Annotated in this window: 10 protein-coding genes; 7 read left to right on the top strand and 3 right to left on the bottom strand. The window is 42.5% G+C overall.

Annotated features, from left to right (window positions below; genetic code table 11):
• Positions 1-71: 71 nt before the first annotated feature.
• Positions 72-1,076, bottom strand: coding sequence for an AAA family ATPase (locus ACOVQQ_RS08545; RefSeq protein WP_421817828.1), 1,005 nt, complete (start codon positions 1,074-1,076; stop codon positions 72-74).
• A gap of 184 nt (positions 1,077-1,260) precedes the next feature.
• Here ACOVQQ_RS08545 and ACOVQQ_RS08540 point away from each other — a divergent pair, with 184 nt between their 5' ends.
• The 4 genes from ACOVQQ_RS08540 (at position 1,261) to ACOVQQ_RS08525 (ending at position 5,232) form a co-directional block, all read left to right on the top strand.
• A complete protein-coding gene (locus tag ACOVQQ_RS08540; RefSeq protein ID WP_421817827.1) occupies positions 1,261-2,133 on the top strand; it encodes an aldo/keto reductase in 873 nt (290 codons plus the stop codon).
• Positions 2,130-2,885, top strand: a complete 756-nt coding sequence (locus ACOVQQ_RS08535) for an SDR family NAD(P)-dependent oxidoreductase (RefSeq protein ID WP_421817826.1) — start codon at positions 2,130-2,132, stop codon at positions 2,883-2,885. Before ACOVQQ_RS08540 ends, ACOVQQ_RS08535 begins: the two co-directional genes overlap by 4 nt.
• Positions 2,882-4,021: an ATP-binding protein gene (locus tag ACOVQQ_RS08530; RefSeq protein ID WP_421817825.1), complete on the top strand. Its 1,140-nt coding sequence runs from the start codon at positions 2,882-2,884 to the stop codon at positions 4,019-4,021. Before ACOVQQ_RS08535 ends, ACOVQQ_RS08530 begins: the two co-directional genes overlap by 4 nt.
• Positions 4,022-4,380: 359 nt before the next feature.
• A complete protein-coding gene (locus ACOVQQ_RS08525; RefSeq protein WP_421817824.1) occupies positions 4,381-5,232 on the top strand; it encodes a Bro-N domain-containing protein in 852 nt (283 codons plus the stop codon).
• 105 nt (positions 5,233-5,337) lie between these two features.
• Here ACOVQQ_RS08525 and ACOVQQ_RS08520 read toward each other — a convergent pair whose 3' ends face one another.
• Positions 5,338-6,720 (bottom strand): DUF4403 family protein, encoded by a 1,383-nt coding sequence (locus ACOVQQ_RS08520; RefSeq protein WP_421817823.1) that lies wholly within the window; start codon positions 6,718-6,720, stop codon positions 5,338-5,340.
• A gap of 311 nt (positions 6,721-7,031) precedes the next feature.
• On the opposite strand from ACOVQQ_RS08520, the gene ACOVQQ_RS08515 reads away from it, so the two are divergent.
• From ACOVQQ_RS08515 to tsaB, 3 genes are read left to right on the top strand one after another with little or no spacing between them, the layout of a single operon-like run.
• A complete protein-coding gene (locus tag ACOVQQ_RS08515) occupies positions 7,032-8,480 on the top strand; it encodes a TolC family protein (protein WP_421817822.1) in 1,449 nt (482 codons plus the stop codon).
• A 2-nt stretch (positions 8,481-8,482) separates the two neighbouring features.
• On the top strand, positions 8,483-9,781 hold the full coding sequence (locus ACOVQQ_RS08510) for an efflux RND transporter periplasmic adaptor subunit (RefSeq protein ID WP_421817821.1): 1,299 nt from the start codon (positions 8,483-8,485) through the stop codon (positions 9,779-9,781).
• A complete protein-coding gene (gene tsaB / locus ACOVQQ_RS08505) occupies positions 9,781-10,449 on the top strand; it encodes a tRNA (adenosine(37)-N6)-threonylcarbamoyltransferase complex dimerization subunit type 1 TsaB (protein WP_421817820.1) in 669 nt (222 codons plus the stop codon). Before ACOVQQ_RS08510 ends, tsaB begins: the two co-directional genes overlap by 1 nt.
• Before the next feature lie 22 nt (positions 10,450-10,471).
• Here the strand turns inward: tsaB and ACOVQQ_RS08500 are convergent, their stop codons facing one another.
• Positions 10,472-11,332: a pseudouridine synthase gene (locus tag ACOVQQ_RS08500; protein WP_421817819.1), complete on the bottom strand. Its 861-nt coding sequence runs from the start codon at positions 11,330-11,332 to the stop codon at positions 10,472-10,474.
• Positions 11,333-11,376 lie beyond the last annotated feature (44 nt).

The following is an 11,376-nucleotide window of genomic DNA, read 5'->3' as shown; positions in this document are numbered from 1 at the left end:
GTTTTGATTTCAATCTTGCGGACTTTCTTTAATAGTTCTTTTGTGTCCATGTGGTGTGGCTTCAGAACAGATTAAGGAACTTCAACTTCATTGATGATTTTATTGATGATATCGACCGACGTTACGTTTTCAGCTTCAGCTTCGTAAGTCACACCAATTCTATGACGCAACACGTCGTAAACCACCGCTCTAACATCTTCTGGGATCACGTAACCACGGCGTTTTATGAAAGCGTAACATTTTGCCGCCGTTGCCAAGTTGATACTTCCACGAGGCGATGCACCAAAAGAAATCAATGGTTTGATGCTTTCAAGCTTGTATTTCTCTGGATAACGCGTCGCGAAAATTAAATCGAGGATGTATTTTTCAATTTTTTCGTCCATGTACACTTCGCGAACCGCCGCTTGAGCACGGATGATTTGTTCGGTGCTAATCACTGGATTTACTTTTTCGAATCCGCCCGATAAATTCTGACGAATAACTAAACGCTCTTCTTCGATTTTCGGATAATCGATTACCGTTTTAAGCATGAAACGGTCGACTTGTGCTTCGGGTAACGGATACGTTCCTTCTTGCTCAATCGGGTTTTGTGTAGCTAAAACCAAAAACGGCTGATCGAGTTTAAATGTGGTATCGCCGATCGTTACTTGCTTTTCTTGCATCGCTTCCAGTAAAGCCGATTGTACTTTGGCCGGTGCACGGTTAATCTCGTCGGCAAGTACGAAGTTGGCGAAAATAGGTCCTTTTTTTATCGAGAATTCGTTGGCTTTGATGTTGTAAATCATCGTTCCTATAACGTCGGCAGGAAGTAAATCCGGCGTAAATTGGATGCGGCTAAAACTTGCTTGAATGGCTTGGCTCAGTGTATTTATCGCCAAAGTTTTTGCCAATCCAGGTACGCCTTCTAACAAGATATGACCTTTCCCGAGTAATCCGATGAGCAGGCGCTCAACCATGGTTTTTTGCCCAACGATAACTTTGTTCATTTCCATCGACAACAAGTCGATAAATGCACTTTCGCGTTCAATTTTCTCATTAATTGCGCGGATATCTACCGATGTTCTTTGGTCTTCCATCTCTTGTGTTATTAATTCAGTTTGTTTTATGTTAAAATCTGGTCACAAATTGAATTTTTTTTTGGGATGATGATTGTTAAAGGATGGTTAAATTCCAACAGCACACTTAAACCTTAAGTGTCATTTGTGATTTCCTTTTTATATTTTTAAGACTTTTGGGAAACTATTGAAAAATCTAGGGAAAATGATAGAAAAATCGCCCAATAAAATAATTGCCGGCGTGATGACTTGGGGTGTTTGGGGCAAAGACTTCCAAGTAAACGATATGGCCGAGCGCATTCGTACCTTCCACGAAAGTGGAATAACCGATTTCGATCATGCCGATATCTACGGCGGTTACACTACTGAAGCTACTTTTGGCGCCGCTTTACGCGAAAGTGGAATCGATCGTTCAAAAATTCAATTGATTACTAAATGCGGTATTCAGTACGTCAGCGAAGCGCGTCCGGTAAAAATTAAACATTACGACTACAGTTTTGAGCACATCATCGCTTCCGCGGAACAGTCGCTCGCGAATTTACAAACCGATTACCTAGACGTTTTCTTACTGCATCGCCCAAGCCCGCTGTTACAGCCCGAAGAAGTGGCGAAAGCCGTTACGCGATTATTGGAATCCGGTAAAATTCGTTCGTTTGGCGTTTCAAATTTTACCAACGATCAAACAGCCATGCTTCTAAAGTATCTTCCGGTTAAGTTCAATCAAATTCAGTTTTCGGCTACCCAACACGAAGCCGCAACTTCAGGTGCACTCGATTTTATGCTCCTTCACCAAATAAAACCAATGGCGTGGAATCCGCTCGGAAGTTATTTTAAAACCGATTCTGAAATCGCTAAACGCCTAAAACCCGTTGTTGAAGAACTCGCTCAAAAATATGATGTCGGAACCGATACCATTTTACTAAATTGGATTTTAAAACATCCGGCGCAAATTGCTCCCGTGGTCGGAACTACGGATGTAAACCGACTAAAAAGCCAACTGAAAGCACTAACCTTTTCGATGAGCACGATCGAATGGTTTGAAATATATACCGCAGCATTAGGACATAAAGTACCATGAAAAAAACAGCTCTTATTACCGGCGCAACCGGAGGTATCGGATCGGCTATTGCACGAAAATGTGCTAATGCGAATTACCAATTGATACTCTGCGGGCGCAATAGCGAAAAGCTCGAATTACTAAAAACCGAACTTGAAAATCAAACAGCAGTGCACACCGCGCTATTCGACGTGAGTTTGCGGGAAGAAGTAGCCCGTTTTGTAAATTCGCTACCAAACGAGTTTTCGCAAATTGATTTGTTAGTAAACAATGCTGGAAACGCGCACGGCCTCGATTTATCGCAAGACGCCGCGCTTTCAGATTGGGAACTCATGATCGATACGAACATCAAAGGCGTTATGTTTCTCACCAAAGCCATTTTGCCCAAAATGCTAGAAGTGGGTAGCGGACACATCATAAACATAGGTTCGACAGCCGCAAAAGAAGTGTATCCGCGCGGAAACATGTATTGTGCAACAAAATCGGCAGTCGATACGCTTACCAATGGCTTGCGAATCGATTTAAACGGAACGGGAATTCGTGTAAGTGCCGTACATCCGGCTATGGTACAAACCGATTTCTCCAAAGTTCGTTTCAAAGGCGATGAAGCGCGAGCAGCAAAAGTTTACGAAGGTTTTCAGCCGTTAAAACCCGAAGACATTGCCAACATTGTGCATTTTATCGCAGCAATGCCGCCTCACGTAAATATTTCAGATTTAGTAGTTTATCCAACCGATCAAGCCTCGGCAACTTTGGTAAATAGAAAACTATGATAAACAAGCGGTTGCTCATAAAAAATCTGCTCGCGCACAACGACGAGTCGAGTTTTTACGATAAAAAGCGACAGCTAAACTTGCACACGCGCGAGGGAAAAGCAAAATTCCTAAAGCACATTTGTGCGCTTTCAAACTCCAACCCGGCCAATCATTCGTATATCGTGGTAGGTGTGGAAGACAAAGACAACGAAATTGTTGGCGACGATTTCTTCGACGACAGTCGGATTCAAAACTTAGTGAATGCTTTTTTGGAACATGCGCCTAAAATTCAATACGATAACGTGCCGTTTCCGCATCTTCCGAAAGGGAAAGTGGTCGGATTGGTAACGATAAGTCCGAAAAATAAAGCGTCGTTCTTTAAAAAAGGCATACATACAATTTTGCCCAAAAGCTGTTTTGTGCGTATCGGTTCAAACAGCGTACCGGTTGAAATGCCCGTTTCTCGGAATTTTACGAACGTAGCCACAGTGGTAAGTATCGAGAACAACAGCCGAAACAGCATTCAAGATACGCTCGATAGTGTCATGGATTTTATGTACGTAAAACACCGCGACATGCCCGCGCATTACAAGGTTTTTAAAGAACTCTTTGTGATTTGCTGGGCAGGAATTCCCAAAAAAGTAAAAGACAAAACCTACCTCTCGCGCGTAGATATCGAATTGATTAACGAACAGGTAAAATTATTTTATTCTGCTCAAGATGAAGTACTTATTGAATTCAACGAGTCGAGTTTTACGATAACCGAATTTATTGCACTCGGACTCAACGACAAAACCAGTTACTATCCGCTCGAACGACAAACCATACGTTTTTTCGATAACGGATATTACAAACTCGACACCGAAATGTTGTTCGAACCGCCCGAATACAACCGAAAAGTATTACACCATATTTATAACGCAACGCTTGCAACTTTGAACCGCGCTGTTCAAAAACCCGAAACAGTTCGCGAATCCGAGTTAGAATCGGTGCCGCAAACCCTTATGATTGCGTATTTAAACGGTTTCGAAGACGCAAAACAAAAACTCATCGACGCGAAATCGATTTTTAAAAGCCTATCAAACCCAAATGCTTTTCAGAATTTTAAACACGCGCTGCGCATTCTTCGGAAAATGAAGTACAACGCTGTTTAAATGAATAGCTAAAAATAGTACGTGGAACTTATTCTTACGTTCGCTAGAATATTCCCTTCCGGCGATTTAACGAAAATTTTGGTGTCGAACTCACGTTATTAAAATTAATAGTTCATTTTTACAAATGAGTGAAGTAAATTTGATACGGCAAGGATAATTATGTGATCGATCGAAGCCGCCCATACAAAACTTAAAAGCTGTCTTGTTAACCAACGAATGTGCAGCGGAACAGTTTCAAAAATAGCAAGACACGATTAACGTGTATTTGCTGGTAACTTAGAAAGAACAATTGCACTACAGCTAGAAATCAATAAAAAAACAGGAAACTACTGTATTAAAACTAGTCAATATTACCAAAAATGAAACAGCAAAACGCCATACAAGTTTTTGAAGATAGAAAAGTAAGAACCCTCTGGGATGGTGAAAGAGAAAAATGGTTTATATCCATAATAGATGTTATTGCCATACTTACGGACAGCGTTGATGCGGCTGCTTACTGGCGAAAACTAAAGCAAAGGCTTAAAGAAGAAGGGAATGAAACCGTGACGAATTGTCACGGTTTGAAAATGCTTGCTCCTGACGGAAAAATGAGGATGACTGACGTAGCAGATACTGAACAACTTTTTAGGCTAATTCAATCCATTCCGTCACGTAAAGCCGAGCCTTTTAAATTGTGGTTGGCACAAGTTGCTAGCGAGCGATTAGACGAGATACAGGACCCAGAATTGACTATTGATCGGGCGTTATTCGAGTATCAACAATTAGGATATAGTGAAAACTGGATAAACCAGCGTCTTAAAAGTATCGAAATACGCAAAGAGTTAACCGATGAATGGAAAAAGCGAGGATTAAAAGAAGGAATACAGTTTGCTACGCTAACCGATATTATAACCAAAGCATGGGCTAGCAAAACAACTCGAGAATATAAAATACTAAAAGGTTTAAAGAAGGAAAACCTACGTGATAACATGACTAATACCGAACTCATACTGAACATGCTTGCCGAAGCATCTACCAAAGATATATCGGAGGCTACTAATCCGAAAGATTTTGAGGAAAGTAAAAAAGTTGCTGAACAAGGCGGCAATGTGGCTAAAGTGGCGCGAAAAGAACTCGAAGCCAAAACGGGTAAAAATGTAATCTCTTCGCTAAATGCAAAGGAACTGTTGGTTGAAAAAGCTGATACTAAAAACTTAAAACCTAATGGGTAGTTAGCAATCAGATAAGTTCACCTACTTAAAAACTAGAACTTAGCAACTGCTTTAGTAGCTATTTGTAAATCCTTCCCGTAATTCGTTACCTTAGCTCGTTGAAGGTTATTTAACCCCATCCACCTTAACCGTCACTTTTCCACTCACTTCCAAAAACGCCAAAATAGCTTTGTTGTTCACTTGTATTTTATCAAAAACAACATCGTTCATCGTTCCGTTAACAAAAACGCCTGGCATCACGCTGTAGTTCGAGGTGTAGCGCTGCAATTGTTTTTTGCCTTCTTCTAAATTCGGCGCAATACTGTATCTGCACGCTTGCTGCATTTTCTTCAATATTGTTCCCGAAGCCAACCAATTTGCCGCTTTTATTAAAGTACTTTTTGTGTCGAGCACATAATCCAGATTGTCAAAGTAAATTTCTTTGGTTTGTGCGTTATAAGCTGGGAAACCGCTGAGGTAAATATCGCCATTCAAACTACCCGAAAGCGTTAAGGCTACAACTATTTTGCCCGATTTATGCCACAATTTTACCTGCTCTACTTTTACTTTTCGGCTGCCCGAAGCAAATTCTTGTCCGGCAAAATTTTTAGTAATAATCGCTTCGGCATCGGCATACGTCGAAACGGCAATAACTTTAGCATTTACAGCATGCGGAACCGATTTTACCGCTTTCAATACAACCGCATCTCGATCAAAAAGCGATTTCGGTTTGGCGCCTACAAGCGTCTCAATTTTACACTTCACACCCATATCCATCACCAACGTACTTTTTCCAATCGTAGCATCAGTGGCATACACTTCAATCGGAGTAAATCGAACCCACGATTGGTACGTTTCGCTCGCTAAACTAGGTTCCGACATTTTAGCCAAAGCATCTAAAACTTGCGGCTTAAAGTCAACGGTTTTTTTAATTGCATCGTCTATGTTTTTCTCGATTTTTCCCTTAAAGTATTTAATGGCCGGATCAACCAAATACGTAATCGAAACTACTTTGCTGCCAACAGTCATGCTCGGCGATTCCTTCCAATCCAAGTCGCTAATTCGAGTTTTGGTTTGCAGTTTCCAGTTAAGTAAATTCACTTCGCTCAGTAAACTCACCACGCCGTTTAAGTCAAATTCCCGAGTGTCGTACAAGTCAATTCCCAATTTCGAAGTGCCGTAACGGTAAAAAATCTTCGCTTTTAAAGGTAAAATCACCTTCATTTTGCCACTTTCCGAGCGCAACTGAATAGGTGCCTGTTTCCAAACCGTGAGTTTAATATCGTCGTCGGTAATGTCTTTATCCTCGTAAATAACGCCGTTTAGCGTTTTATTTATTTGGTTTTCAATATCTTGAATAGAAATTTCTACAGGCATATTCAGAAACGAGGGTTCGGTGTCGTAAATCAGAGGCGCCGCATCGTCGGGTTCCGGCTTGAGCGATTCTATTTTTTTTACAGAAGAACAGGCTGTAAGCACCACCGCCAAAAGCCAAACTAGGTTTTTCATAATCAGAATTTAAGCAAAAGTAATAAAGTGAATGAATAGTTTTTGGGCGAAACCCTGCGCCACCCGTTTCCCCACCGCAGGGCCGGTCTTTTCGCTGCAACACCACCTTCGCAAAAGCTTTCGGCTATCGGGTCTGCGGCGCTTCCTCCGGTCGCACGCAGCTGCCGTGCCTCAATGCTTTTGCTACAGGCGTTGTTTCCGCTGCAATACCTTTCGCGGGCAATCGTTTCCAAAAAAAAGTGCACAATTTTTAGGTCAAACTGTAACACTCTGCATTTCTTTTCGTCAATTTACAGAGCAAATCAAACCTAATGCCAAAAGTTAAAGCACAGCTATTCGTTCTTTTTGTAGCCTGTTCGGGTGTCTTTTCCTCTTTTGCACAAGCCAAAAAGTGGACATTACTCGAATGCGTCAACTACGCACTCGAAAAGAATATATCGGTACAGCAATCGGCTCTCGATCTCGAAACAGCAAAAATCGAGCGTAGCGACGCCATCGGAAATTACCTTCCCTCCATCAGCGCCAACGCAAACCACTCGTGGAACATTGGTTTAAACCAGAACATCACCACAGGTTTGCTTGAAAACCAAACCACACAATTTACCAGCGCAGGTCTCAATTCGAGCGTTACGATATTTAGTGGTCTTTCGAATTTGTACCGCTACCGCAGAGCCAAATTATCTGAACTCGCATCGCAGTACCGACTTTCAAAAATGAAAGACGATATTTCGCTAAATGTGGCCAACGCTTATCTGCAAATCTTATTCAACAAAGAAAATCTCAAAATTCAACAAGAACAGCTTAATAACAATCTCAAGCAAGAAGCGCGCTCCAAAGATTTAGTCGAAGCCGGTTCCATTCCGCGCGGCGATTTACTCGATATTCAGGCCACAGTGGCTACAAACCGACAAACCTTGGCGGTAGCCGAAAACAGTTTGCTGATTTCCAAACTCAGCCTGGCGCAGTTGCTTCAATTGGAAGATTTTAGAAATTTCGATACAGTCGATGCCGATTATCCGGTGCAAAACAGCGCCACCATGCTCGAGTCGCCTGAAACCATTTACGAGAAAGCCAAGAAAGAACGCGTCGAAATTAAAATTGCACAAGCCAATCTCGATTTAGCACAACGCGACATTCAAATAGCCAAAGCAGCCTATTCGCCAACTTTACAAGGTTTTTACAGTTTCAATACTCGTGCCGCCTACACCGATCGAATTGTAGGTTTTGAACCCAATACCGATAACCCAACTTCGGTAATCGGAACTGTCGATGTTAACGGCAGCACATTTAACGTTCTGCAACCCAATTTCCGTCCCGTTTTAGGTGGGCCACGTTCGGTTGCCGATCAATTCGTTGAGAATAAAGGTCACCAGTTTGGTTTACAACTTACAATTCCGATTCTAAACGGATTCTCCTCACGAAATTCAGTTCGTCGCGCAAAAATTGCCTTCCAACGCGCACAAACCAACCTCGATCAAGAAAACCTTACACTAGAACGGAACGTTTTCCAAGCCTTCACCGACGCCAATGCCGCATTGAAAACTTACGAAGCGGCAGTAACTGCTGTTGAAGCACGCGGAGAAGCATTTAAATACGCCACCGAACGTTTCAACGTAGGCTTAATGAATGCCTTCGATTTAAGTCAGGCGCAAACCTTGTACGTAAATGCACAGGCCGAGTTGAGTCGCGCCAAATATGATTACATCTTTAAAGTAAAAGTCGTCGAATTCTATTTCGGAATTCCAATTATGCAACACTAGTTATGGGAAAGAAAAAAGTTTGGATTATAGTAATCGTTTTAGTAGCCGTTATCGGCGGTTTGTTGTACGCCGCATCGACCGGAGCCTTTAAGAAATCGGGTGAAGAAAAAGAAGTTGAAACCGTTGTTGCCAGCACGCAAACCATTGTAGAAACCGTTTCGGCAACCGGAAAAATTCAGCCGGAAGTGGAAGTGAAGATTTCCTCGGAAGTTTCGGGCGAAATCATTGCACTACCTGTAAAAGAAGGTCAAGTGGTTAAGAAAGGCGATTTGCTCGTGCGCATCAATCCCGATTTATATACCTCGGGTCTAAATCGTACGGTAGCCGGATTGTCGCAAACCAAAGCCGGTTTGTCGCAAGCTGATGCGCAATTTACCGAAGCTAAAGCCGCTTACGACCGAAATAAGACTTTATACGATAAGGGCATCATTTCTCGTGCCGATTTTGAAAAGGCCGTATCGGCGTTTGAAGTAGCTAAAGCAAATAAGCAATCGGCGTATTATAACGTGGCATCGGCGAGCGCTACTGTGAAAGAAGCTAAAGACAATTTAGGACGCACAACCATTTATGCTCCTGCCGACGGAACCATCTCGATGCTCAATGTGGAGTTAGGCGAACGTGTTCTCGGAACGCAGCAAATGGCGGGAACCGAAATCTTGCGCGTGGCAAACCTAAACCAAATGGAAGTGGAAGTTGATGTGAACGAAAACGACATTGTTAAAGTAAGTATCGGCGATTCTGCTAAAATTCAAGTTGATGCCTATTTGAAAAAAGAATTTAAAGGAATCGTTACCAGTATTTCGAATTCGGCAAGTACAGCAACCACAGCCGACCAAGTAACGAACTTCAAAGTAAAAGTGCGCTTGTTAAAAGAATCGTATGCCGATTTGTTAGAAGGCAAGCCGGCAACCTATTCGCCGTTTCGTCCGGGAATGACAGCCACGGTTGACATTATAACTAAAACACGTGTAGATGTTATTGCTGTACCGATTAGTAGTGTAGTGGTAAAAAGCGATACACTTCCGGTGAAGAAGCCACAATTTGAAATGCCCGACGAAGCTAAGACCGAAGAAACACCTGCGCCAAAAAGCGACAAACGTTTGGAGTGCGTGTTTTTGAAAGTGGGCAATAAAGCTAAAATACGAATCGTAAAAACAGGTATTCAGGACAACAGCAACATCGAAATTATTTCCGGTTTGAAAAAGGGCGATGTGGTAATCACGGGTCCGTTTGGTCTGGTAAGCAAAGAATTAAATTCGGGCGATTTGGTTAAAACCAAGGATATAAAAGCCGCTAAGTAATGGCGCTTATCTTGTGTTTGGAAACGGCTACCAAGAATTGTTCGGTAGCTTTATCGAAAGACGGTGCATTTCTAGCAGCAAAAGAATTTGCAGGCGAGAATTACTCGCAAGCCGAGTTATTACACACGTTTATTCAAGACGTTTTAGATGAAGCCGGAGTAAAATTCGCCGATTTGGCTGCTGTGGCGGTGAGCGCGGGTCCGGGTTCGTACACGGGTTTGCGCATTGGTGTTGCAGCCGCGAAAGGTTTGTGTTATGCACTAAATATCCCCCTGTTATCGGTTTCTACGCTCGAAATTTTAGCTACCGCCAAGCAACTTACGTCGGCATATAAAGTGCCCATGCTCGATGCCCGCCGTATGGAAGTTTACACTGCCGTTTACGATGCGAATAACCAATTAATAGAAGCAGTTTCGGCTAAGATTCTCGACGAACATTCGTTTGAAAATTTCAGCGAGACGCTAGTTTTGTTTGGCGATGGCGCAACGAAATGTAAAGAGCTGTTTGCTCATCGAACAAATATTACCATTGATGAATCGTTGCCGTATCCTTCGGCCAAAGACATGCTTGTTTTGGCGCATAAGCGTTTCACAGACGGCGCCTTTGAAGACGTTGCCTACTTTGAACCTTTTTACTTAAAGGATTTTATCGCCGGAGGAGGGAAGTAAGGTGCATTCGTCTGGCGACGTTTTACACATTCTTCAAATTGATGATTTCTTGGTCAGTCAAGAAGCGCCATTGACCGCGTGCGAGGTTTTTCTTGGTAAGTCCGGCGAAAACAACGCGATCGATTTTTAAAACGTCGTATTTCATGGATTCGAATATGGCACGCACGTGTTTTGGGTTTGAAGAGTTCACTTGTAAACCAATTTCACTTTTTGGCGCATCGTCGATGTAGCTGATGGAATCGACACGTAGGAAATGCCCGTCCATTTCAACACCTTTTTCGATACGTTCTAAATCTTCGAATTTCAAGTTGCGATCGAGCGAAACCTGATAGATTTTCGAGCTACGTTGATTTGGAGAACCGAATTTGTTAATCAGGTCGTGATCGTTGGTGAACAGCAGCAAACCTGTAGTGGTTTTATCCATTCGACCAATGGGATACAGTGTGGTGTTTGCAGCCGATTTTATGAGTTCGTTTACGTTGCGTTGTCCGCCTGCATCGTCGGTTGAGGTGGTAAAGCTTTTTGGTTTGTTTAGCAAAACGTACACTTTCTTTTCGGGAGTGAGTTTTACGCCGTCGAATTCTACTTTATCGGTTGGTTTTACTTTGTAGCCTAATTCGGTTATGGGTTCGCCGTTTACTTTTACGTTTCCGGATTGGATGTAAATATCGGCTTCTCGACGGGAGCACACGCCGCTGTTGGCGATGTATTTGTTGAGACGAATTTCGTCGGCAGCAGTTTTTTTAGGTTGTCTTGCTGCTGGTTTTACGGCAGAAATTTCCTTGCGACTGTCGGAAGGCTTGTAATCTTTTTTATAAGTCGTTTTTTTATTTTTTGGCTTCGATGTAGCTGTCTTTCTCGGTTTTTCTGATTTCCCCGGCATAATTCAAAATTTTGGCAAAGGTAGTCAATGCCCGTCAATTAGCA

Origin of the sequence: Flavobacterium sp. (assembly GCF_049240005.1) — a bacterium.
Classification (GTDB): Bacteria; Bacteroidota; Bacteroidia; order Flavobacteriales; family Flavobacteriaceae; genus Flavobacterium.
Note: the sequence above shows the minus strand (reverse complement) of the source record. Positions and strands in the feature narration are given on the sequence as shown.